General features: G+C 55.1%; 24 protein-coding genes and 1 tRNA gene. 5 read left to right on the top strand and 20 right to left on the bottom strand.

Going from position 1 to position 21,969, the window contains the following annotated elements:
- Position 1: 1 nt before the first annotated feature.
- From Q0778_RS14540 to Q0778_RS14510, 7 genes are all read right to left on the bottom strand, one after another.
- On the bottom strand, positions 2-1,234 hold the full coding sequence (locus Q0778_RS14540; RefSeq protein ID WP_298337042.1) for an HlyD family efflux transporter periplasmic adaptor subunit: 1,233 nt from the start codon (positions 1,232-1,234) through the stop codon (positions 2-4).
- Between the two features lie 194 nt (positions 1,235-1,428).
- Positions 1,429-1,608 (bottom strand): hypothetical protein, encoded by a 180-nt coding sequence (locus tag Q0778_RS14535; protein WP_298301827.1) that lies wholly within the window; start codon positions 1,606-1,608, stop codon positions 1,429-1,431.
- Between the two features lie 54 nt (positions 1,609-1,662).
- The gene (locus Q0778_RS14530) at positions 1,663-1,863 is read right to left on the bottom strand and encodes a class IIb bacteriocin, lactobin A/cerein 7B family (protein ID WP_298337040.1); all 201 of its coding nucleotides are present in this window, start codon (positions 1,861-1,863) and stop codon (positions 1,663-1,665) included.
- Positions 1,864-2,030: 167 nt separating this feature from the next.
- Complete coding sequence (locus Q0778_RS14525) at positions 2,031-2,192, bottom strand: hypothetical protein (RefSeq protein ID WP_298301822.1); 162 nt, start codon at positions 2,190-2,192, stop codon at positions 2,031-2,033.
- Positions 2,189-2,338, bottom strand: coding sequence for a hypothetical protein (locus tag Q0778_RS14520; RefSeq protein WP_298301820.1), 150 nt, complete (start codon positions 2,336-2,338; stop codon positions 2,189-2,191). Before Q0778_RS14520 ends, Q0778_RS14525 begins: the two co-directional genes overlap by 4 nt.
- A gap of 58 nt (positions 2,339-2,396) precedes the next feature.
- Positions 2,397-2,594: a hypothetical protein gene (locus tag Q0778_RS14515; protein WP_298337038.1), complete on the bottom strand. Its 198-nt coding sequence runs from the start codon at positions 2,592-2,594 to the stop codon at positions 2,397-2,399.
- 320 nt (positions 2,595-2,914) lie between these two features.
- Complete coding sequence (locus tag Q0778_RS14510; RefSeq protein ID WP_298337035.1) at positions 2,915-3,073, bottom strand: hypothetical protein; 159 nt, start codon at positions 3,071-3,073, stop codon at positions 2,915-2,917.
- A 252-nt stretch (positions 3,074-3,325) separates the two neighbouring features.
- Between Q0778_RS14510 and Q0778_RS14505 the strand changes: the two genes are divergently transcribed.
- Positions 3,326-3,970 (top strand): response regulator transcription factor, encoded by a 645-nt coding sequence (locus Q0778_RS14505; RefSeq protein ID WP_298337033.1) that lies wholly within the window; start codon positions 3,326-3,328, stop codon positions 3,968-3,970.
- Positions 3,971-4,288: 318 nt separating this feature from the next.
- Here the strand turns inward: Q0778_RS14505 and Q0778_RS14500 are convergent, their stop codons facing one another.
- Positions 4,289-6,478, bottom strand: coding sequence for an ATP-binding protein (locus tag Q0778_RS14500; protein ID WP_298337031.1), 2,190 nt, complete (start codon positions 6,476-6,478; stop codon positions 4,289-4,291).
- 453 nt (positions 6,479-6,931) lie between these two features.
- Between Q0778_RS14500 and Q0778_RS14495 the strand changes: the two genes are divergently transcribed.
- A complete protein-coding gene (locus tag Q0778_RS14495) occupies positions 6,932-7,684 on the top strand; it encodes a hypothetical protein (RefSeq protein ID WP_298337029.1) in 753 nt (250 codons plus the stop codon).
- Positions 7,685-7,733: 49 nt separating this feature from the next.
- On the opposite strand, the gene Q0778_RS14490 is transcribed toward Q0778_RS14495, so the two are convergent.
- The gene (locus Q0778_RS14490) at positions 7,734-10,703 is read right to left on the bottom strand and encodes an autotransporter outer membrane beta-barrel domain-containing protein (protein ID WP_298337027.1); all 2,970 of its coding nucleotides are present in this window, start codon (positions 10,701-10,703) and stop codon (positions 7,734-7,736) included.
- Between the two features lie 276 nt (positions 10,704-10,979).
- Here Q0778_RS14490 and Q0778_RS14485 point away from each other — a divergent pair, with 276 nt between their 5' ends.
- Genes Q0778_RS14485 through Q0778_RS14475 form a run of 3 tightly spaced genes read left to right on the top strand, consistent with a single transcriptional unit; the run spans position 10,980 to position 14,446 of the window.
- Positions 10,980-12,092, top strand: coding sequence for a histidine kinase (locus tag Q0778_RS14485; RefSeq protein WP_298337025.1), 1,113 nt, complete (start codon positions 10,980-10,982; stop codon positions 12,090-12,092).
- A complete protein-coding gene (locus Q0778_RS14480) occupies positions 12,085-12,846 on the top strand; it encodes a LytTR family DNA-binding domain-containing protein (RefSeq protein WP_298337023.1) in 762 nt (253 codons plus the stop codon). The genes Q0778_RS14485 and Q0778_RS14480 overlap by 8 nt, the downstream gene beginning before the upstream one ends.
- A gap of 55 nt (positions 12,847-12,901) precedes the next feature.
- Complete coding sequence (locus tag Q0778_RS14475; RefSeq protein ID WP_298337022.1) at positions 12,902-14,446, top strand: amidohydrolase family protein; 1,545 nt, start codon at positions 12,902-12,904, stop codon at positions 14,444-14,446.
- 46 nt (positions 14,447-14,492) lie between these two features.
- Here Q0778_RS14475 and Q0778_RS14470 read toward each other — a convergent pair whose 3' ends face one another.
- From Q0778_RS14470 to Q0778_RS14420, 11 genes are all read right to left on the bottom strand, one after another.
- Positions 14,493-15,143: an isochorismatase family protein gene (locus Q0778_RS14470; protein ID WP_298337020.1), complete on the bottom strand. Its 651-nt coding sequence runs from the start codon at positions 15,141-15,143 to the stop codon at positions 14,493-14,495.
- Complete coding sequence (locus tag Q0778_RS14465) at positions 15,140-15,751, bottom strand: isochorismatase family cysteine hydrolase (RefSeq protein ID WP_298337018.1); 612 nt, start codon at positions 15,749-15,751, stop codon at positions 15,140-15,142. Before Q0778_RS14465 ends, Q0778_RS14470 begins: the two co-directional genes overlap by 4 nt.
- A 39-nt stretch (positions 15,752-15,790) precedes the next feature.
- On the bottom strand, positions 15,791-16,483 hold the full coding sequence (locus Q0778_RS14460; protein WP_298337016.1) for an SDR family NAD(P)-dependent oxidoreductase: 693 nt from the start codon (positions 16,481-16,483) through the stop codon (positions 15,791-15,793).
- Positions 16,484-16,523: 40 nt separating this feature from the next.
- Positions 16,524-17,282, bottom strand: a complete 759-nt coding sequence (locus tag Q0778_RS14455) for an enoyl-CoA hydratase (protein WP_298337014.1) — start codon at positions 17,280-17,282, stop codon at positions 16,524-16,526.
- Positions 17,279-17,749: a MarR family winged helix-turn-helix transcriptional regulator gene (locus Q0778_RS14450; RefSeq protein WP_298301786.1), complete on the bottom strand. Its 471-nt coding sequence runs from the start codon at positions 17,747-17,749 to the stop codon at positions 17,279-17,281. The genes Q0778_RS14455 and Q0778_RS14450 overlap by 4 nt, the downstream gene beginning before the upstream one ends.
- A 121-nt stretch (positions 17,750-17,870) precedes the next feature.
- Positions 17,871-17,947: transfer RNA gene (locus Q0778_RS14445), tRNA-Met, on the bottom strand.
- Positions 17,948-18,046: 99 nt separating this feature from the next.
- Positions 18,047-18,712 carry a cyclic nucleotide-binding domain-containing protein gene (locus Q0778_RS14440; protein ID WP_298301784.1) on the bottom strand — a complete coding sequence of 222 codons (666 nt, stop codon included), beginning with the start codon at positions 18,710-18,712 and terminating at the stop codon, positions 18,047-18,049.
- Positions 18,713-18,762: 50 nt separating this feature from the next.
- Complete coding sequence (locus Q0778_RS14435) at positions 18,763-19,281, bottom strand: 2'-5' RNA ligase family protein (RefSeq protein WP_298301782.1); 519 nt, start codon at positions 19,279-19,281, stop codon at positions 18,763-18,765.
- 8 nt (positions 19,282-19,289) lie between these two features.
- Positions 19,290-20,261, bottom strand: a complete 972-nt coding sequence (gene mltG, locus Q0778_RS14430) for an endolytic transglycosylase MltG (protein WP_298337011.1) — start codon at positions 20,259-20,261, stop codon at positions 19,290-19,292.
- Positions 20,262-20,265: 4 nt separating this feature from the next.
- On the bottom strand, positions 20,266-21,525 hold the full coding sequence (gene fabF / locus Q0778_RS14425; RefSeq protein ID WP_298301778.1) for a beta-ketoacyl-ACP synthase II: 1,260 nt from the start codon (positions 21,523-21,525) through the stop codon (positions 20,266-20,268).
- Between the two features lie 162 nt (positions 21,526-21,687).
- A complete protein-coding gene (locus Q0778_RS14420; RefSeq protein WP_298301776.1) occupies positions 21,688-21,924 on the bottom strand; it encodes an acyl carrier protein in 237 nt (78 codons plus the stop codon).
- Positions 21,925-21,969: the final 45 nt, after the last annotated feature.

Here is a 21,969-nt window from a genome sequence, read left to right as displayed (position 1 = left end):
ATTATCGTTTCTGCACAGCAAAGAGAGGTTCAAACAGCCACTCAATCAGCGACTGATTTTCGGTGACAATCCGGGCGGTTAGCGTCATCCCCGGCACCAGCATTTCCTCGCGGCCAAAAGCGGTGACTTGGGTCTCCTCAAGCTCCACCACGACTGGATAAACAGAGATGACCGCCCCGTTCCCCACTTGCTGGCCGAGCGCACTCGTCGCGACTGTGCGCACCTTACCAATCACAGTGCCAAAGCGCTGGTACGGGAAGGCATCAATCGCGAGCCTGACCTCCTGCCCCTCCTTCACAAAGCCGATGGCTTGGCTCGGAACGTTGAGTTCAGCGCGCAATGTTGCGCCTTCGGGCACGATTGCCATGAGCTGGCTTTGGGGATTCACCCTTTGGCCGCTGCGCATGGTGAGCGCGGTCACAGTGCCGGTGATCGGGGCTGTCAGAGCATAAGAGCGGGCACCCTCATTGCCCGCCGCCTGCTGAGCGACTTGCGCTCTGGAGGCAGCGATACTCGCGGCCTGGCTTTCGGCTTGCGCCGCAATATTGGCGGAACTGGTCGAGATTTCCGCGAGCGTTGCCCGTCTTGAAGTCAGCGATTGCTGCAATTGGGCGAGCTGTTGCTGGCGCGAAAAAAGTTCATCCTGACGCCGCTGCAAATCAACCTGACTGATGAAACCGCGTTCGGCGACGCTTTGGGCCTGGTCCAGGTTTGCTTGCGCAGACTCCACAAGGTTCTCTTGCAGAGTGATCTGAGAACGCAGTTGGTCGATCTCTGAACGAAGTCCGGCAACTTGCACCGCGATCTGGCTGCGTTGCGCCGCGGCAGAGCGCTGAGACGCAGCGAGTTGGGCGGCGAGACTCGCGTCCTGTTGAGCGATGGCCTGTTCGGTCATCGCCGCGGCTGACAGGCCCGATGCGCTGTCTTCTTCGGCCCGGATAGCGGCGAGAGTGGTGCCAGCCTCAACCCGATCCCCATCTTCGACCATGATCTCGCTAATGGTTCCGCCGCGCGTCGGGATGATTGAAGCAACGCCCCTGTCAGGGACGACCACACCGGTTACTGTTTCGACGCGAGAATAGCTTGCAAGGCTGAGAAAGATCAGAGCGACCACGACGCTGCCAAAGATCAAATAGCCGATCACCTGCCACGGCATGGGCACAGCGATTGAAACCTCGCCGGACAAGCGGTCCTTCTTTTGGTTGAGAACCTCTGATCGGAATAATGCCGTCATGCGACGTGTTGCACCTTGCTCTTGCTTTGCTTTGTACCGGTTATCACCTAGCCGCGTTCGGCAAGAAAGCGGAATAGTGCAAGTGAGTTAGGGCAATCGCGCGACTGCGATGCCTTACGGTGCTGCAATGCTGGAACAAAATGATGCGCCCCATCTTCATGAGGCGCATCGATTCACGGCGCATGGAGGCTAGATTACTGGAAGCCGTTATCACGCCCCTCGGCAAGCTTCTCCAGTCCTTCGCCGACCTTTTCGGCTACGTCTTCAAGCCAATTTGCAAAGTCTTTTCCAAGCTTATGCCCTGCTTCTTTCACGGACTTGCAGCAATCAGCTCCGCTTACAAAGTCGATCTCATGTGCGTCTAGATTTCTCATTTGTAGTTCTCTTTCTTCAAATTTCGAAAGTCAGTTTGTGACAGACTTGAAGGCTTACTCGTCGTCGGTGAAACCCTCGACCATGCCGTCGGCGAAGCCTTTTGCGAACTCTGTGGCCACAGGCTTGATTGCAACAGCTACAATTGCGAGCCCGATGACAAGCGGCAGACCCCCACCGTTAACTTCTTCGAGTTCACCAAAATTAAGCTCAACGATTGCACCTTGAGCAAAGGCATCATGGTTCATGTTTAACATTTAAGGTCTCCATAGGTTGGCTGGCGCGGGGAACCGGCACACATCTTCCCCGCTTCCAGAAACGCGCGATCTACGTCAGGAATTTCTTTGGAATCGCCCCTAGTTCGACTGTCGAAGCGATATCCTTGACTGGTATTGCGGTTTTCGACCGCGGCGGACCGCCGCAGTTACTCGCTGGTGGACGAGATCGAAGAAGCTTTCGTCTTCGCCTCTTCAGCGGCTTTTGCTGCAGCAGCTGCGAGCCCAGCAGGCACATGAAGGATGGTGATTGCCCCACCATTCACCGCTGCGACGTCACGCGCTCTGAGCGCCTTGATCACGCCGCTCATTGTTCAGCTCCCACATTGGCCGGAACCGGCTCGTTCGCTGGCTTGGGTGTGGGGCGCACCGGGATCGCAGTGATTACGGTCGGCAAGGCAATAAATGGCAGGCCGCCTGCAACGTGTTCAGTTTCGTTCTTTGTCAGAGTCTTCATTGTCTTGGGTCCTTGCAAAAAAGGTCAAAAGCAGGGCTTCCGCCCAAAGGGTCACAGATCAAAGCTGGAAGCCAGAACCGGGAAGCCAGACTGGATCATCGGATGGTTCAGGTTGAGGACCGATGGGATCGGTTGGGCCAGGCATGCCGCCGCCTGGAATTGTAACTGGGCCAAGGGGACCACCGGTGCCGTCATCGGGAAAATCCACACAGCCGCCAGCAACTTGGTTCAGCTCGATCATGTTCAAGGTCTTCATCTTCATTCTCCAACGTTTCGAGTGCTCACAAAGGGCGAGTTTCCTCGCATCCAAAAACGCGGAAAGCGCCTTTGGTTTTTGGGCCAGTCACAGCGCACTCGCCGCCATGCTGGTCGTTCGAATTGGGCGAGGTCGGAGCCGTAGAAGCGTCACGCTTGGACGCCTCCGACCTCTCACGCTGACTGAAGGGACTTTGCAGCCCGGACTGGATGGGCCTGTGCATCATTGCCAAGTGACCCTGGAAACGAGCACCGTGCCAAATCCATTCAGTTCAACGTGTGGATGCGATCAATTGGGGAGTTGATACGCAGGGGGTAGGTTTACTCAGGGATTCCGAAATCCCACCGCGATGTTTCGTCAAACTCGTCAGGAAAGTCGCTCAGGTCGTCGAGCATCGGCTCTTCCGGAAGCCCTGCTGCGCCGACCAGCATCAACTGGACTTCCGCAGCATTTGGCGCGGTCCCATATGCAGTATCCATCCTTCATCTCCTTTGTCGTGGTCAGCGTCTTGCTGATACATCAATAATCGCTCAAATAAGAATTTTCACAATAGATACAGTGCCCTAGATGATCCATGCTAGCTTCGTCGGCCTAGCTGGAGCACACTAGAATTTTGGAGCTAGGCTAATTTGATTAGCTCGCTTGACTAGGAATGGGCCTATAGTGTGGATGGACTATGGCAATGCGCGCGCAGGCGAGGCAGGGTTAGGGCGCAATAGGAGTTTTATGAATTGAGAGTTCAGCGCCAGAACCCGGCTGCTAAGCAGCGAATGCTCGTCGCGGATGATCATCCGATCTTTCGTGAGGGCGTTGAGACAATCCTGCGGCAAATTGATCCAGAGATATTGGTCGAACACGCGAGCACCTATGAAGAGTTGATGGAAGTGGCAGTTGCTGGCGGCGACCCGCAACTCTTCCTGCTCGATCTGCGCTTCCCAGGAATGGACATCGACAAGGCCGTCCCACAGCTGCGCACCAAATATCCCCTAGCCTCGATCGTCATCATTTCGATGGCAGACGATCGCCGCTCAACCGACCACATCATGTCGACCGGGGTCGATGGATTTATCAGCAAGGCCGCGAGCCAGGATCAGATTCGCGACGGCATCCTCGCGGTAATGGATGGTGAATTCGTCAATGTGAGCGCGTCCGGAGGGCTTGAGGGAGCGACTTCTGTTTCACAGTTCTCAAGCCTCACTCCGCGACAGCTCGACGTGCTAAGAGGGATCGCAGAAGGGCATTCGAACAAGCAGATTGCGAAGGACCTTGGGATATCTCCCTTCACAGTGCGGATCCACGTCTCAGCGCTTTTGCGCGAACTGAAAGTAGAGACCCGCACAGCAGCCGCAGCAATGGCGACGAAGTACGGCGTTTGAGCGTTCCAAACGCGCGCAAAAAAAGGGCCGCAAAAGCGGCCCTTTTTGTTTTATGCTATGGCTAGTTTGGGTAATCCATAGGAGGGTTGTTACTTCCACCGCCGCCCCACCAAGGTGGCCTCCACTCGTCCCAAAAGCCAATCGGTTCCGATCCCGATACCGTGCCGCCAACGACTGAATCAATTTCAGCGTCGACTAATGGCTGAATGTCTAGTGTATTCAACGTTACTCTCCAGTCCGTTCGATTCGTCCGATCATCTCTGATCGGCACAGGAGAAGAATACACAGCATTGCATGAGATACACTAGCCAAGATGTACTAGGCATCGGAGTTTGATGTCCGTAATGACATTAGAGCAGAGCGCAGTTGTGCGGCTCTGAGAGGTTTGGTGAGAATCAGACCTTCATGGTCAGGCATGTGCTCACGGATTTGTTCTGGATGGTGTCCTGAGACGACAATCAGCTTAGCTCCGAGGACATCAATTGTACTGACGACATTGCCACGGTCCGCCAGTGTACCTCCAAACCCAAAATCAAAGTCGCTAAGAACGATATCGCACGTGGGTATCTTGGCAGGCAGCTCAGAGTACGCGCTAATCTCGCATCCCCACTTTTGTAAGACCTCTGTAGTTGAATCGAGCGTTTCCTGATCATCGTCGGCCAAAACGACACGCAGACCTGCCAACGGGAGTTTGAGATCAGTGGAAGCCACATCCAAACTTGTTGCTACGCGAATGACTTGCAGACCGTTGATTGAAGCCTTTGTGCCTTTGCCCAGCTTCGATTGTAGATCAAAGCGCAGCCCCAGTATGTCAGCCAACCTATTTACGATTGCAAGACCAAGACCCTTGTTGACGGTACTTAGGTTTGATCGTTTAGCCGAACGGTAGAACTCCTTTTGCACATTCTCCATTTCATCGGCCGAAATGCCTCGCCCGTTATCGACGACCCAGAAAGAGATACCACTAACCTTCCGGCGACAGCCGACAACAATTCTTCCACCGGGGGAATATCTGATTGCATTGGAAACAAGATTCTGGAGCATCGTGCCAATCAAGGCACGATCTGTTTTTACAACCATATCTGAAGGCACGAGACGCAAGACCACATTTGCCTGCTCTGCGGCAAGAGCATTCTGACTATCCAGCTCCGCAAGGAGCTCATTAACGGAGACCGAGCTTTCTTCCTTCTGCAAAGTGCCGCTTTCAATTGCTGCAATGTCCAACAATGCTCGGAACATCCGGCGTGCGCTATCGACTGACCATGATATCTTCGTCACAATTTCCTGTTGTTCGGCGGACAAATCGGATTGTGAAAGCCTATCGGCGAGAAGGCCAATCGCATGGATTGGTTGCCGCAAATCATGGCTCGCCTGAGCCAAGAACTGCGACTTGGCCTCAGCGGCACTCCGGTAGATTTGCACGGCTTCACGACCGCGCTGCCAAAACTTGGCGGTCCCAACGATCAGAATCAGGAAAACACCTTGGGATGTGCCTTGAAAGATCAAAAACCTCTCAAGAAAGAACGGGCTAAGAGCAATAACGAAGAGTGTGGTCAGCGCGATCCAGCGTCCATAAGGCCTGCGAAGGACCAACCATAACAAGACGGCCACAAGTGCAAGAACGAACGATGGAACCCAGTCCAAGGCGAGAGGCGGGCCGTCTATCAGCGTTTGCGAGGCAAGAATCGTGAGTGCTGCATTGGATGTATATGCGTCTTGAGGAGTTGCTCGCGTATCCCTGCCAAGCACGTCTGTGAAACCGATGACGATGTTCTTCCCTCGGATCTGAGACGCAGCAATCTCACCATTCAATACATCAGCGGCACTGATTGTTGGTACGGTCTTGGGATCATAACTAAGGTCGATCGGGAAAACCGCATTTTGCGGTGGTGTCTTAATCTCGGAGAGCACATTGGCCGCACTCGGAACAATGCCATGAGCAACTTTTACAAGATAAGGGCCATAAATCGGCGCAAACCACCTTTCTTGAAAGACAATCACGGCTGGAGTTACGTGCTCGGCAATCTCAGGCGCAAACCATGTCGAAGCATCTGCCAAGCCGCCGCCCGAGACCAGTTCCGCGTCTTCAGACAGTTCCCTGACATCCTCTGGAGCCAGGTCAATTGACCAGGCTGGTTTTTGAGGCAATGCAGCCAATGCGCTGATAAGCTCGGCAGAACCTGACTGATTGCTCTCATCAAAGTATTGTTTGGCAATCACGATCCGCTTGGGTGAATGCTTAGCTATTCCATTAAGTAGCGCCGCCAAATCGGATTTTGACCAAACCCTAGTTGGCAGCTCACTTTCGGTCTCAGCGTCAATCGCTATGACCACACCATCTCCTTCATAAGGCTTGGAGTTTGCGGAAGCAGATATGGATTGCTGCAACCAATCATAGGGCTCGAAAGGCACTCCCACCACCATAAAGACAGTGAGCAGGAAAAGGGAAATGCCTTCCCGCCTTGAGGGCCACCGGACAAGTCCGCGGATCTTTGAAGTGATGCTCATGCTCTTTTTTCTAAGCCCCCTGCGCTGAAGGTCCAGCTGGCCAGATCGGTCAACACGAGAGGCAGGGGCGAAGTGACGCACCCTCAATTGTTGCAATGATCGGTATCTTCGGGCTGTCTGACACTCCTAAACTCAATTGCCTTGCTCATTCTGCGAGCATCGAAAGGGGGTTTGACAGCAGAATGGGCTTATCCATGAAGACAGGCCACAACCCTCCATGCGTCAATGGATTAAACCAAAGCGCAGCGCGTACCGATAGTCTATAGGTCAAGTGAACTATCGAGGGATGTCTCTAGCTAAAGCGTTTAGTTGCGTCAGCAATTCCACCTCCGAAAAACGCGGCTGAGACTTCAGGGATACGTGACCGGTTTGTTCGGGACTGCAAGGTCTTGAACAGTGCGCACTTGATCGATCACGCTCGACATTGCGTGGTGCTTAAACCACTGTCCTATCATGGCACCTGAACTGCAGTCTCCGCCCATCACGTGGCCGATCTTGGCCTGGCTGACCGTTGCGCTTGCTGGTGCCTTTCTGCCAGTCGGCGCGATGCTTCTGTTCGCCAATGGATCAACACCGGCAATGATTGTCTTTTCTGCTGGTCCCATCATGGCGGTTGGGTTGATGGGTGCTGGCATGATCGCAGCAGCTGCGTCAGGACGCTTTTGGAACGGTGTCATTCTGGCACTTTTGGTTGGATCGTGCCTCACAGTGATTGCGCTCGGGCTTGGAATGCCATTCCTTTCGCACCCGTCTTCGATCGGGATTGCCTTTGCCGCCGCAAGCATAAGCTTCGCTGCCAGAGGTGCCCTCTTTGCACGTTCAGTCGGCGTGAAAGGCTGGCTGGTTGCCGTGTTTGTCGTCGCGGGCGAAGCAGCTATTCTGATAACCGCGTGGGCAGAGCCTGGCGCACTTCCCGATTGGCTCTTGGCTTTGCTGCCAGCGCAGTGGGCTAGCATTGCAATCCAAGCAGCGCTCACCGGAACGGGCACCTTCGCCGCGAGCTCTGCCTTGATTGCTTTGGGAGGAACAGCAGCTGCGACACTGGTTGTTGCTGAACTTTGGCCACGTCGCTGGCCCTATGCAATCATGTTTTCCGCATGGATCGGTCTTTCGGCGCTGGTCTACCACCACCCTGGCCCGCCAATGTCAGTCGCAGAAATCTCCCCTACTTTCGCAACGCCATCACCATTTGTGCCCGAACGCTGAATCGGTGTGACTGCAGCAAGAGAGGCTTTGCTGCAATCACACTGACCATTCAGAATGGCAGGATCAGAGTCACCGAGCCAAGGTGGGCATTGTTGTCGTCAGAGAATGTTCCCTGATAGCCAAGCCCAACACTCGCTGCGCCATTCAAGACAGTCGCAAATAGCCCAGCTCGCAAGCCGTACTCTGTACGATCGAAATCTCCTTCTACCAAAAAGGTGTTTGCGGGTGGGGAGAGGAAGCTACCGTTGAAAAGCGGGCCTTCACTGGTGAAAATGCGCCGGACGGAACCACCTAGGTAAGGCTGCACCGGTGCGCTCTCGGTGCCGAATTGCCCAATCAAATCAAAACCCAAAGTCCCGCCAAACTCTTCATAGGACTGCGCGTCGACGGAGAGAGCAAAAGCCCCCGTTCCAGTCTCATCAAAACTGTCGCCCCCTAAGGAAACGAAATCGAGTCCCAGCCATCCCTTGAATGTGAGGCGCTCTCCAATTGGGAGCAGATAAGAGCTCCGGATTTCAGCTGAGAAGATGTCGGATCCGGTATCGGCAACAAACCTACCATCAGAACCGGAGAAAGCAGTATCCCGGATCGTATCGGCATCTGCGGATTGATAGCCAAGCGCAGCCTCTACATTGAAACCCGACGGATTTGTGGTCGAGCCGTAAACAACGATCCCAAAAGAATCGAAGTCTCCGGCATCAGCTCCGGAGCTGGTAGCAACCTCCAGATCGCTGCTAGCGTATGTCAATGCGGCACCCACTGCCAAAGCGCCTAAATCGACATCCACACCCAGCGCAGCATTGAACTGGTCGATCTCATATTCAAAAACAACTGAACCATCGCGATCGAAACCCTCATAGCCGACCGCGACCCAGAGGCCCGACTTACCGCCCTGATGAAAGTTTGATGTGCGATCGAAAACCTGATCCGATGCTTTCCCAGACGCGAGCACACTTGCGCGAGCAACCACATCGTAAAACTCAGGAGAGAGGCTATCGAGAGCCCTCTCATCAACCATTGCGCCAACCACTCCTGCGGCCGTCGTGAATTCACCTCCCGCGGGCGATGCAGCGAAGGTGCTGTCTAGTGCGCCAGCAACGGCGAGTGCGTTCGTATCGATTCCGGCAACACTAGCGAAATCAGATGCCACTGCGAATTGAAGCAGCAAGTCATCGCCGCTGATCACCGGCGTAGCCACCAGAGAAAGCACGCCATCAGAAAACGACTGAGCAGAAAGGTCCGTGATGCTCACGCCAGAACCAGTCTCAACGACCGCAACTTGCGTTGGTAGCGCGCCGAAGTTCGTTTCAGTGCCGGGCGTGATCATCAGCGCGCCCAGGAGATTAGCGCTGCCGCCTACAATCAGAGCATCCACGTTCGAGCCGGAAAGTGAAACCAGCAATGCCCCATTCTCAGACAAGGTGAAATCTCCACCGATAGTCAACTCACCGGGCAATGTATTTGCGGCACCACCAGGGTCGACGAAGCCGTCACTAGTGACATTTCCAGCAATTGTCCCCGTTCCGCCAAGTATTGAACCGGCTTCAAAAATCGCGGTATCAGTGGCACCGATCACGGCCCCATCTTCAAGCCTGACGCTTACGCCGGTTCCGGCCAGCACTGATGTGAATGTGCCGAAGTCACCCGAAAGTATCTGAACTCCAGAGCCTGAAAGCGTAAGGGTTTCAAAACCCGTCTGACTGGTTCCGTCAAAGGAGCCGCCGCCAATCAGAGTAAGCGCATCAGTGCCATCTCCGCCGTCGATTGAGCCACTCACTGAACCGGTCGACAGCGCGAGAGTGAAGCTGTCATTGCCGGCATCCAGTATAACATCACCGACGATCGCACCTAGGTTTGTAACATCCTCGATCAGAGCGCTGCCCTGGATCGCGACAGTGCCGCCCTCGATGAGCCCTGTCTCAGTGTTCGTAATTGAAATCGCAAGCGACGCGTCACCTGCTCCGAAGAAACTTGAATTGGTGACCGCAGCAAAGTCTGCGCTGGTGAAAATGCCGGGTCCGTTGGTGGAAGTGATTGATCCGTTGTTGGTAACCTGGTTGCCGCCGTTCCCGATAAACACACCTGCGGACGGGATTGTCGTTGGAGTGATTCCGGTTCCTGCGGTGGCGAGGCCGACGAGCTCTTCAATATTCGCATCGAAGGTGCCACCGGTCGTGATGATGGTTCCGCTATTGGTCACACTCACATTGCTCTGCGTCATCAGGACACCGGGTGAACCACCCCCAACGGTCGCTATCACGCCGCTGTTCTCTATGCTTGCGCCTGGAGTAGCGAGCGCGACGCCGGGTGCCGCATTGGCGAAGGTCTGGACCAATCCGGCATTGTTAAATCGAATATCGCTATCAACCGGGTTCAACAGGGTCGAAAGGCCCGGTGAAAAATCGCCCTCGATCAAAACTTGTCCAGATTGTCCGACATTGACGACGATGTCGGTCCCAAACCCCACCAAGACGCCGGACGCCTCGATGCCTTGCGTTTGCAGCCTGCCATCGACCGTGATCAGGTTGCCAGAACCAAATGCCGAAATTGCTGCAGCTTGGTTGCCAGAAGTGAAGACCACGCCCGTCTCTTTCACATCGACCGTGTTCGGCGTTGCGGCCTGCACGAACACGCCCCCGCCGGCGGTTCCCGTAGCGATGATCTCGCCAGCGACCGTTAGCGAGCTTCCAGGTGCGGTTGAAACCAAGCCGAAGCCTACATCGGTTTCTGACAAAATCTGACCACCCTGCTCTAGAGTTGCCGAGTTATTCTCACCCGCCAGAAAGACACCGAATTCAAAGCCTGGGAAGAACGGTGTTGTCACGACCAGTGTTCCATCCTCAACAACAAGCGCGGCATCTGGGTCAGAGATGAACTGGCTCTCGATCATCTGGTCCGGATCGATTTGCGCCGGAGGTTCGGGAGCCTCATCCAGAACTACCTGAGCCAAGGCCGCTTGCCCAAAAAGTGCAAAACTTGCGCTGAGCGCGGTCGAAAGAAGCTTCGTCGATTTCATCATGGTACCCATCCTCATTTCAGATCCGACGATCTGGCCACTACGTTGCGGCTGATCGCTTGGGCCTCAAGATCTCTGATTGGAAAGCCTACGCTATTCGCGCTGCGATAAAGGCGAGATGAAATGCGACTAGAGCTTGATGGCTGTGTGAGCGTGGCGACAAACAATCGTTTTGCTGCGACAAACAAGCCGCGCGCCGTAGCTGCGCATGGTTGGATCATGCGACCAAATCTCGGAAACCTGCGACCTAATCGTTGGAAAAGCAGTACAAGATCAGGCATGGCACCTCGTCTCGCCGCTGATCGATTCAGGGCTGTGCATGAAATATCTGCGATGATCGAAAAGTCTCTATTCAGACCTCTGATGCTGGTTAGCTTTGCTGTTTGGGCTGGCATGCTCGCGATCTATGTCGGTATCTCGATGTTCGAAGGCTCTTTGCCTCTGGACTTGCCACAACGCGTTTCGACCTATGTGTTTTCAGCGAGCCTTAGCTTTGGCGCCGGGGTGCTCTCCTTCTTGGTCATTGGCCGCTTGCCAAGATTTCGTTGGCTGCTGGTATTCTGCATCGGTCTTTTGACCCTGCTCATTCATGCGGCTGTAGGTGTCTCGGTCTATTTGGCTTTCCCGCCCTACCCTGGTCTTGCAGCGGCGGAATTCCTGCCACTTTTCCGCAATGGAATCATCTATGACAGTCCCATCGTGAGTTCGGTTTTTATGGGATTCATTGCTATCCACTTTGGACGGGAGCTCGCCGAACAGCAGCGTCTTGCGCTCGCCCGTGAAAGCGCTACTCGAGATGCGCAGCTTGCGGCGCTACGTCATCAGCTCAGCCCGCATTTCTTGTTCAACACCCTCAATTCGATCTCCGCATTGATTTCAGAAGGAAGTCGTGCAGAAGCTGAGCGAACGGTCCTCATGCTAAGCGATTTTCTGCGCTTTTCGCTTGAAACCGAAGATGGCGATCTGATTCCTTTTGAGGAGGAGCTGGGATCGGTTCACGCTTACATTGCTATCGAATATGTGCGGTATGAGGATCGATTAGAGATTGCCGAAACAATCGACGACAATGCCAAATCAGTCCCGGTCCCGCCATTCCTGCTGCAACCTCTTCTAGAGAACGTTATCAAACATGCGGTGGCGAAGGTCAGCCGCACCGTGCACGTCTCTCTTGAGTGCGCTGTGAAGCAGGACAAGCTCGTCCTGATCGTTGAAGACGACGGCCCAGGGATGAGTAAACCTGACCCACGGGGCACGGGAACCGGCCTTCGCAATCTTCGACGAAGGCTCCAACTGCTGTATGGCAATGATGCAAAGATGACTGTAACTGACCGTGACCCATACGGAGTAGCGGTCGCGATATGGCTACCCGCAGGCTCGACCGATCATGCTTAGAGTTGCAATTGTGGATGACGAACGCCTTGCGCGGACCCGTATCGCCAACGCGATCGAGATGATTCCCGAGGTGGAAATTGTGTGCGAGGCATCAGATGGCGAACAGGCTATCAAAAGGATCCGGAACAAGACTCCGTCTGTTGTACTACTCGACATAGAAATGCCTCACGGCGACGGTTTTTACGTCGCTTCACGCTTGCTTGAGCTGCCCGAACTGCCAGAGATAATTTTCGTTACCGCCTTCAGCAGCTATGCTGCTCGAGCGTTCGAGCATGGAGCCACAGACTATCTGCTCAAACCCTTTTCTGAGAAACGGCTCTCCCACGCACTGACCCGTGCGCGTGAGCGCATCCGATTAAAGTCGCTAGACGAACGCACGGCGCGGCTGCAACAGCTCGTCGAGCGACTTAGAGCCGAGCGTGAACAAACTGAAGAGCGGCGTGTCGTGTGGTTCAAGTCCGGCAATGAGCAGGTGCGAGTATTCGCCGATGAGATCAATTATGCGAGCGCCGATCGGGACTATCTCGAGATTGTCACCGGACAGAGGGTCTTACACTTGCGGCACACCATATCGGCATTGACCGAAGAGCTTGGCACTGTGGATTTCGTGCGTATTCACCGATCGTATCTGGTGAGACGGAAGCTAATCCGCGGTGTTAGAACACTGGGCCAGGGCAAGTGCGAAATCGAGCTGGAAACCGGTGAAACATTGCCTGTCGGTGCCAAATTCAAAGACAATCTGAACAACAAATAGAACGCGGGAACCCCGTCAACGCCAACTATCACCATAAAGACCGAAGGAATTTAGATTGCACCTAAAAATCATCACTATCGCAGCTCTTCTGGTGCTTTCGTCGTGCTCCGACCGGGAACCGAGCGTGGTTTCGACCCTTCCGGCACCGATGCCGGTCGATCTGGTGATCGAGAACGTGACCGTCATAGATCCTGAGCAGCGAAGCGTGAGCGCTAACCGCAACGTGACCATCAATGCCGGCCGGATTGTTGCGATAGAAGGCGACAGCCGGGCGAATGCATTGGAACCAAAGCACGTCGTGGACGGGTCCGGGAAATTTCTCATCCCCGGCCTCATGGACATGCATGTGCACACGGCCGTCCGTCCCGTGACAGAGGACACCTTCAAACTCCTTATAGCCAATGGTGTAACCGGCGTGCGCGACATGAGCGCGGATTGCTGGGAGCCGCGCGGTGAGCTCTTTCTGTGCATCGATGAAATGCGAGACTATGCGCGCCGGATCGAGGCAGGTGAGATTACCGGCCCGCGGTTGCTGCGCCTGTCCAGTGCAATCGTCCAGAGTGCGCCCACTTGGCAGCTGCCCGAAGACCCCGATCCGGCCTACTCACCGATCACAGCTGAACAAGGCCGTTCAATCGCGAATAGTCTCCACCAACGCGGGGTCGACCTCATCAAGACATACGACAGATTTCACCCCGATGCCTATCGGGCAATGCTCGAAGAAGCATCGCTGCTCGGCCTTGAGGTTTCTGGACATTTGCCGATTTTTGTCAGCACCGCTGAGGCTTCGGATCTTGGCCAGAGATCCATCGAGCATGCGCGAGACATTCTAACTGATTGCAGCGATTTCGGCCCTGTTTATCGCTCAGGCAACATGGCCATGTTGAATGGTGAAACAGAAGCCGGCTGGCCCAAGCAAGATGATCTGCGCGTCCAGTCTGTAACTGGTTTCAATCCTGAGCGTTGCGATGCGCTGCTCTCGAAACTGGCCAACAATGCCACGCACTATGTGCCGACCCACGGTACACGCGAACTCGATTTTCGCGCGGATCAAGATGAATACAGAAACAACCCCTGCATGGTGTTGATGAGCGCATTTGTCCTCAACGATTGGCAGCGCGATCTCGACAAAACGGCTGGTCAGAACGCCGAGCGGCTTCCCGAATATGAAGCGTATTATCAGCATGGTCTTCAGCTCACCAAGCGTGCAATTGATGTTGATGTACCTGTCATGATTGGCACCGATGCCAACGACACAATGATCATACCCGGCATTTCGCTTCACGAGGAAATGGCTAGATTTGCGGAGGCCGGGATTGAACCGATGGACATCTTGCGCGCCGCGACTAGCACTCCAGCCACCTACCTCGATCGCGAAGATGACTTCGGCGGCGTTTCAACGGGCAAGATCGCAGATTTGTTGCTGCTCTCATCCAACCCTCTGGAAGATATATCGGCTACGCGCGACATCAGCGCGGTGATTTTCGGCGGCGAGCTCATGGATCGAACACGCCTGACCAGCATTCTTCGCACATTGCCCTCAGAGCAATCCGAAGTCGATGAGGCGAAGAAGGACCGCTGCCTCGGTCTGCACGAATAACGGGGACATAAAGCAGGGAGCAGACGGACTGCTCTCTGCTTCTCTCCTATGATTGGCACACCTGATTTCGGTTGAGCACACAGTGCACGATACGGGGAAGCGTCGTTTCCAAAGTCGCCGTATAGCTCGTCCTATCAAATGCCGAGACAAGGTCGCCAACCACGGTCGTATGGAGATCGTATTCAACAGCCGAACGAGCAGAAGAATCGACATCTGCGTTCACAACCCCGCCCACGACGATCAGACGGCTTCGATCGTTATGCCGCAAGACCTCCAGCAATTTCGAATTGAAGAAGGCATTGAGACCGTGACGCTCAGCTAAGACTATATCGCTTTCCTCGCACAATTGATCGGCCAGCTCAGTGCCGACTTCTCCTGCTTTCAAGATACCGGCTCGCCGAATCTCATTGATGTAGTGTGTCGAACCAACCGACGTGTTCTCGGTCGCTTCACCCCATGACAGTGGCGAGTGAATGATCAGCCACCCTCGTTCTCGACTAACCTTCAGGAATTCAGTAAGTTCATTCACGTCTGGCCGAACCTCGCAAAGCTGAGACAATGCCCCGTTCTCGGCGAAGACATCCACCTGCGGACACAGGACAAGGACGGCTGTGTCAGATTCGGAATGCGGCCCATAGCTGCGAGTATTCCGATTGGTCAGCGCGCGACCGAACCAATCAACGAAACGAGCAATCATTGCCGTTTCTCACTTATCCAATCTTCAGCGCTCGTCACATGATGCGCGCACATTGGGAAACCTGATGTAACCGCCGCATCGTGGTCTGCTTCAGACATCGCCGCGAGCGCATCAACAATGATCGTGACACGATAACCGAGCTCAATTGCGCTGCGTGCTGTCGATTCAATACATGTATTTGATAGGCATCCGCACAAGATGATGTGATCGACACCCTCGTGTTTCAGATGATCGTCCAAATCTGTTCCAACGAAGCCACTCGACACAAGGTGCTCCTTTGCGACGAATTCGCCGGGCCGCGGTTCCAGACCTTTTTTGAAGCGACCTCCCCACCCTTTGGCATCGAACGTCCGGAAGAACCGCGCCAGATAAAGTGAAGGATTGAGATATTTGCGATGGTCGAACAATCCCTTACGATACCGGGCGTGCGGCGCATAACAGACCGGGACACCAATCGAACGGGCATGCTCGAGCAGTTGCCCTATATTTGCATTGGTATTGTGAGCGTTCAGCGTGGCACGATTGAGCAGCCATGCGCGGCCACCGACCGAGAGAAAGTCGTTGTAGGGATCGACAACGACTAGAGAGGACTTCTCGGTTCCAGTCATTCATGTCACTCCTTCGCACACTCCGCTATCAGGCCCTCATCATGCATTGTGGGCGCCGACCATCGGATTTATTTCAATTTCGGCGATCCGCGCATGTTCCGGTGCTTCGATCGCATAGAGAAATGCCTTCGCGATATCCTCCGGGCGCAACGCTTGCGGCTGCGGGTTGTCGAAAAATGGTGTCTCAACCATTCCTGGATCGATGCTCGTTACACGCACGCCATGCGGAACAAGTTCATTGGCGAGGTTTTTTGCGTACCCGCGAATGAACCACTTCGTCGCGCTGTAAACGGACCCGGCAAGTGCAACATGCCCGCCCTGCGACCCCGTGAGCACCAGATGCCCCTTGCTGTTTCGAAGGTGAGGGATCGCCAGCTTTGCAGTAACAGTCACTGCAAAGTTGTTGACCATGATCATCTCGTGAAAATTGTCGATGATGCCGTTTTCAGTGCCTACCGCTGCCGCTCCCAGACCAGCATTGGCAAACACCACGTCAAGCGAACCATAATGGTCCACCACCGCGTCGAACATCTTCTGCTGCTCTTCAACCTTAGTCACATCGCATTTGATTGCGAGTGCATTTTCCTCGCCCAACTTGCCTACTAAAGCGTCAAGCTTGTCGGTCGACCTTGCAGCCAGTGCCACCTTATGGCCCGCAGCCACGGCTGCATGCGCGCAGGCTTCACCTATCCCGGAAGAACCGCCTGTAACGAGGATATGTTTGGTCATCATTCACCTTTTAGTGAGTTATTTGTCCGCTCAAGCGAAACGTTCACGCATATACAGGTTGGCGTTTTTCCATCATCGCCGCAACGCTTTCTCGAAAATCGGGCGACTTGAGCTGAGCCACAAACAGTTTCGCTTCGTCCTCCATTTGTTGTTCAATCTCTGTGCGATTGCCACGGATCAGCTGTTTCGAGAATTTAAGCGCATTGGGCGCAGACGCGGCGACATGTTGCCCAATCTTCTGAACCGCACTTGCCAGTTCATCGTCAGCAAAGACGCGTGCGACAAGACCGAAACTTACCGCTTCATCTGCAGTAAGCGTCCGCCCAGCAAGCAGAATATCGTTCGCCACAGCCATCCCGACAGCAGCCGGGAGCAATAATGACGAGGCTGCTTCAGGCACGAGACCTAGCTTGACGAACGGCGCTCCGAACGTCGCTGAGCGCGCGGCGTACACGAGGTCACAATGCAGGAGCATCGTCAGCCCAACACCGATTGCCGGGCCATTGACTGCTGCAATGAGCGGCTTTTCACAATCTCGGACAGCGCGCAAGAACCGGGCAACGGGCGGCTCTGCATCGCCGGAATCGTCGGTCGAGAAATCCTGAAGATCGTTCCCGGCTGTGAACATATCGCCCTCGCCGGTGATGATAAAAGCACGCGCGTCGTCTGTGCGATCATAGTCCTCAATGGCCTTTGCCATTGCCGCGTACATGTCTTGCGTAATCGCGTTCTTCTTGTCGGGCCGCGCAATCGTCAGAAACGTAACGCGGTCCTGGGTGGATATCTGAATATGATCGGTCATGACTTGGCTGTTTCCTTTGTCGGATGGGAGTTGTTGGATTTCACAATCGTTTCGGCGTTAATGGCCACATGCGTGAGGAATCTTTCTATGGTCTCGCGCTCTTCGTTAGAAAAAGGCTCAAGCAGCGCAGCATTCATTCGCTTGGTATCGAGTACAGTGGCACCAACCAATTGCAGGCCCGCCTCCTCGATGTGAATTTCAAAGCTTCGGCCGTCAGCGTCATTGGGTCGCCTTGTGACGAGGCCCTTCGCCGACATGCGATCGATGAGGCCGCTTAGGCTCGACCTGCTCATGCCAAGATGGTCGGCGATGACCGAAATTTGAAGGTCACCCTCTTTGCGCAGCAAAAGCAGGACAGCTTGTTGTGACGAGGAAAGTCCAGTGTGTTCTTTGAGGAAACCATCGGACGCTCGGAATAACGCGCTATGCGCTTTCTGCAGCAGGTAAAAGACTTTTGGAGAAGTCATCACATTTAATTCACATACGAACTATTTTGTTCCTATACGAACTAAATGTAAACGTCAAACCTTGAGCTCCTACTTCGCCGGGAGGTCCAAAGGACGCTTGGCTTATTTCGACGACGAAATGTGGTAGCGGAGGAGGGACTTGAACCCCCGACACGCGGATTATGATTCCGCTGCTCTAACCACCTGAGCTACTCCGCCCCAAAAAGGGTTCCCATTGGTTCAACACCAAACAGGAATCGCGAGACTATCGCCTCAAGCGAGCGCGCGATTTAGGGCGGGTGGTCCCCTTGGTCAACCTCAGTTTTGCGCTTCTTCGATCGCTTCATTCATTCGGATGACTTTGACAGCCAAACTGCGGTTAAAAGCGCTGTCCACCGCGCGGCCGATCTCAGGCAGACTTTGAGTCAATTGCGCAAGTGCATCACGGTCAAGTTGAGCCATGCGCATAGGCAGAACCACCGCCACGGTGGCGCTTGCCCCTTCACCCGAAATATGGCTTATCTCACCCACAAATTCGCCCGCGCCGCATTCATTGACCAATTGCCCGTCGCGCTTGATTGAGGCCCGGCCCGTTGCAATGTAGATCAGCGGCGGGTCAATCTGGTTCTGCTCGATGAGGACCTCACCGGCTTCGACATCCCGCCATTGCATCAGGTCGCGCAGCCGATTTTGTTTCGACGGATCCTCGATCCGCATCACATGGTCGAACAATTCCTGCTCTTCACGGGTCATTGATCCACCGCGCGCACGCGCCCACAATTGGTACAGGCGCGCCGCATTCACAGCCACAAATGCGATCGCTGCGTAGAATTCAGGACCCTGCCCGTCAGTAACCACAAAATGTACAGCAGCACACACGCCACCAGCCAATAGGAAAATGCGCATCGAGCGCACCTGATGGGCCAGCACTGCGGCAATCAGCGTGGCCGCTGCCATCCAACCAAAAACGGCGCTCAATTCCATGCAGTTACCCCTAAACCCTCTATTGAGGTCCAACCGATTTCCTAGTTATACTACAAACACTCGCTTCCACGAAACGCGCAAGTCTTGATTAGATCCCAAGGGCCGCCTTGATACAGGTGTAACTCCAAAGCTGGAAAAGCAAAGCGGCGCAGCTCGATTGTCGGGGCGAGCTTAGCTTGAAGCGCGCGCGCCTCGCTTTTGGTTACCTTGTTCTGGATCGTGATGTGGGGGCGCGGTTCGTAGAGGTCTTGGGCCGTAAGATTGCCGTGAAAGTGCTCTGCGATTAACGCACGCAAGGCAAGCAGGGGTTCGCTCTGAAGCGCGATAGCGGTGCCCTTGCCAAGGTCCATTACCCCGGTGACCGCCCCATCAGGTGCCGCGAACTCGCGAGCCACCATGGGGAGGTAGTCCTTGAGCTCCTCAAACAGCGAAGGCGCGAAGGAGTGGAACATGGTCACGTGAGCATGCAAATGATTGCGCTCGGGCGGGTAGTGCGCACGGCGCAGACCCTCTGCCCAGCTTTGGATGTCGGGAGGAAGCGTCGCAGCGACAATAAAGGGTCTCGCCACGGCCAGAGCTAATCCATCTCGCCGCGTTGCCTGCGCAAGGCGAACCAGCGGCCCACGGCTTCATTATGCCCGGCCAGCGTCTCATTAAACTCATGCCCGCCGGTGCCATCGGCCACCATAAAGAGGTAGTTGTGAACCTCCGGATTGAGCACCGCTGCAATGGTCTCGCGTCCCGGATTGGTGATCGGACCATCGGGCAGGCCAACCTTGGTGTAGGTGTTATATCCGTTCACCGCAGCGATCTCCGACTGGCGAATGCGGCGGCCCAGCGGCTTACCCTTGGTGATGGGATAGATGATGGTGGGATCGGCCTGAAGCATCATGCCGGTACGCACCCGGTTCGAATACAACCCTGCGACAGTACGACGTTCCGCAGCAGTGCCCACTTCCTTCTCAACCACACTTGCAAGGATCAGTGCGTCGCGCATGGTGTCGACTGCGGTGTTCTCGCTGCGCTCTACCCAAGCTTCCGCCAAATAGAGATCCATCGCGCCTTGCATCTGCTCGATGAGGCTCGCGCGTGATTGGCCGCGCTCATAGGAATAGGTATCGGGCAAGATCGAACCCTCGAGAGGCACGTCCACCTCGCCCGTGAGCAATTCCTCTGCCATCAACCGCTCCCACACGAGCACGCTGGGCATGCCTTCGGGGATCGTGATGAAGCGGCGGATGACATCGCCGGATTGAAACATCTTCAAGATGTCACCTTGGCTCATACCGGGCTTTAGCTCAAACTCGCCCGCCTGAATGGGGTCGGAAGAGCCGAAGATACGCGCAGAGAGCAAGAACCCGTCCGCCGACGTAATGTGACCTGCCTCTTCCAAATTTTGCGCCACAGAGGTCAGCGATGAGCCTGCGGGGATCAGGAAGGGCGTTTCCGCCTCTACCTTGGCTTGACCCATCAGCGTGGTGCCAAGCAGGAGAGCCCCTGCGGCGAAAACCGCAAGACCCAGCCCGACGACCCAGCCGAGCGCTTTCATGCGCCTAGTCGACCTTCTGCATGATGATCGAAGCGTTAGTCCCGCCAAACCCGAAGCTGTTGTTGAGCACAGCTTTCACTTCACGCTTCTTCGCTTTCAAAGGCACAAGATCGATGCCTTCAGTGCCTTCATCTGGATTGTGCAGATTGAGCGTGGGCGGAACGATCTGATCGCGCATGGCAAGGATACAGAACACCGCTTCCACAGCGCCAGCACCGCCCAAAAGGTGACCGATCGCGCTCTTGGTAGAGCTCATCGAGGCACCGGAGAGCCCTTCACCCAGAACGCGCTTCACTGCGGCAAGTTCAATCGTGTCAGCCATGGTCGAGGTGCCATGCGCGTTCACATAATCGATATCGCCCGGACCAAGCCCTGCCTTCTTCAAAGCCATGCGCATCGCCAGCTCAGCACCTTTGCCCTCAGGATGCGGTGCAGTGACATGATAGGCATCGCCCGACAGGCCATAACCGGTCACTTCGGCATAGATTTTCGCGCCGCGTGCCTTCGCGTGCTCATATTCTTCGAGGATCACAACACCAGCTCCCTCGCCCATCACAAAGCCCTCGCGGTCTTTGTCATAGGGACGGCTCGCCTCGGTCGGGCGGTCGTTAAAGCTGGTGTTGAGCGCGCGTGCTTGTGCAAAGCCAGCGATCCCGAGTGGATTCACAGTGCTCTCTGCGCCGCCCGCGACCATAATGTCTGCATCATCCATTGCGATCATGCGCGCGGCATCGCCGATTGAGTGTGCACCGGTTGAGCACGCCGTCACAACCGCATGGTTGGGGCCCATAAAGCCGTATTTGATCTGCACCTGACCCGTGACCAGATTGATCAGCCGGCCGTGAACAAAGTGCGGGGAAACCCGGCCCGGGCCACGCTCATGCAGATTGACCGATTCTTTCTCGATCCCTGGCAGACCACCAATGCCAGCACCGATGGAGCAGCCAACGCGCTCCTTCTCTTCGTCTGAAAGGTCGGTCAGGCCAGCGTCTTCTAGAGCCTGTCCAGCTGCATCAATGCCAAAGACAATGAAGGGGTCCACTTGGCGCTGAATCTTGCCATCAACGCGCTTGTCCGCATCAAAACCCCATGGGTGGTCCTCGCCCTTTACCTCGCAAGCGATAGTGCATTTCTGCCCCTCAGGCTCAAAACGGGTGATCGGACCCGCCCCGCTTTCGCCCGCGATGAGGTTTTTCCAAGAGGTCTCCACATCCCCGCCAAGCGGTGTGACAAGACCCAGACCGGTGACAACAACACGGCGCATTCAACACTCCATGCCCGTCCAAGGGCGTTGCATAAATTGATCCCAAAAACACTACAGGCCCGGCGGCCCTTTTGAAAAGGGCCCGGGCCTGTCGGTCAGTCACCTATCATCCGACAGGCAATCTGAAGGCATCAGCCCCTCTGGGCTTAACCCTGTTGAAATTTAGCTCTGTGTTTCTTCGATAAATTTGGTCGCATCGCCAACGGTTGCGATCTTTTCAGCCGCATCATCGGGAATTTCCACACCAAACTCTTCTTCGAAAGCCATTACGAGCTCAACGATATCGAGGCTGTCTGCGCCCAGATCATCGATGAAGCTTGCTTCCTGAGTAACTTTATCACCTTCGACGCCGAGATGCTCGACGACAATCTTCTGCACGCGGGTTGCAGTATCGCTCATGTTTATCCCTCTTAAACTGTGGGGTTTGAAACTTATCCTTTGCCC

It is taken from the genome of uncultured Erythrobacter sp., from assembly GCF_947502395.1.
GTDB lineage: Bacteria > Pseudomonadota > Alphaproteobacteria > Sphingomonadales > Sphingomonadaceae > Erythrobacter.
The sequence above is the reverse complement of the archived record's forward strand: the minus strand, read 5'-3'. Positions and strand labels throughout refer to the sequence as shown.

Excerpts from the sequence above, each read along its gene's own strand:
- Q0778_RS14540 (WP_298337042.1), bottom strand. The coding sequence starts at position 1,234 with ATGACGGCATTATTCCGATCAGAGGTTCTCAACCAAAAGAAGGACCGC.
- Q0778_RS14535 (WP_298301827.1), bottom strand. The coding sequence starts at position 1,608 with ATGAGAAATCTAGACGCACATGAGATCGACTTTGTAAGCGGAGCTGAT.
- Q0778_RS14530 (WP_298337040.1), bottom strand. The coding sequence starts at position 1,863 with ATGTTAAACATGAACCATGATGCCTTTGCTCAAGGTGCAATCGTTGAG.
- Q0778_RS14525 (WP_298301822.1), bottom strand. The coding sequence starts at position 2,192 with ATGAGCGGCGTGATCAAGGCGCTCAGAGCGCGTGACGTCGCAGCGGTG.
- Q0778_RS14520 (WP_298301820.1), bottom strand. The coding sequence starts at position 2,338 with ATGAAGACTCTGACAAAGAACGAAACTGAACACGTTGCAGGCGGCCTG.
- Q0778_RS14515 (WP_298337038.1), bottom strand. The coding sequence starts at position 2,594 with ATGAAGACCTTGAACATGATCGAGCTGAACCAAGTTGCTGGCGGCTGT.
- Q0778_RS14510 (WP_298337035.1), bottom strand. The coding sequence starts at position 3,073 with ATGGATACTGCATATGGGACCGCGCCAAATGCTGCGGAAGTCCAGTTG.
- Q0778_RS14500 (WP_298337031.1), bottom strand. The coding sequence starts at position 6,478 with ATGAGCATCACTTCAAAGATCCGCGGACTTGTCCGGTGGCCCTCAAGG.
- Q0778_RS14495 (WP_298337029.1), top strand. The coding sequence starts at position 6,932 with ATGGCACCTGAACTGCAGTCTCCGCCCATCACGTGGCCGATCTTGGCC.
- Q0778_RS14490 (WP_298337027.1), bottom strand. The coding sequence starts at position 10,703 with ATGATGAAATCGACGAAGCTTCTTTCGACCGCGCTCAGCGCAAGTTTT.
- Q0778_RS14485 (WP_298337025.1), top strand. The coding sequence starts at position 10,980 with ATGGCACCTCGTCTCGCCGCTGATCGATTCAGGGCTGTGCATGAAATA.
- Q0778_RS14480 (WP_298337023.1), top strand. The coding sequence starts at position 12,085 with ATGCTTAGAGTTGCAATTGTGGATGACGAACGCCTTGCGCGGACCCGT.
- Q0778_RS14470 (WP_298337020.1), bottom strand. The coding sequence starts at position 15,143 with ATGATTGCTCGTTTCGTTGATTGGTTCGGTCGCGCGCTGACCAATCGG.
- Q0778_RS14465 (WP_298337018.1), bottom strand. The coding sequence starts at position 15,751 with ATGACTGGAACCGAGAAGTCCTCTCTAGTCGTTGTCGATCCCTACAAC.
- Q0778_RS14460 (WP_298337016.1), bottom strand. The coding sequence starts at position 16,483 with ATGATGACCAAACATATCCTCGTTACAGGCGGTTCTTCCGGGATAGGT.
- Q0778_RS14455 (WP_298337014.1), bottom strand. The coding sequence starts at position 17,282 with ATGACCGATCATATTCAGATATCCACCCAGGACCGCGTTACGTTTCTG.
- Q0778_RS14450 (WP_298301786.1), bottom strand. The coding sequence starts at position 17,749 with ATGACTTCTCCAAAAGTCTTTTACCTGCTGCAGAAAGCGCATAGCGCG.
- Q0778_RS14440 (WP_298301784.1), bottom strand. The coding sequence starts at position 18,712 with ATGGAATTGAGCGCCGTTTTTGGTTGGATGGCAGCGGCCACGCTGATT.
- mltG (WP_298337011.1), bottom strand. The coding sequence starts at position 20,261 with ATGAAAGCGCTCGGCTGGGTCGTCGGGCTGGGTCTTGCGGTTTTCGCC.
- fabF (WP_298301778.1), bottom strand. The coding sequence starts at position 21,525 with ATGCGCCGTGTTGTTGTCACCGGTCTGGGTCTTGTCACACCGCTTGGC.
- Q0778_RS14420 (WP_298301776.1), bottom strand. The coding sequence starts at position 21,924 with ATGAGCGATACTGCAACCCGCGTGCAGAAGATTGTCGTCGAGCATCTC.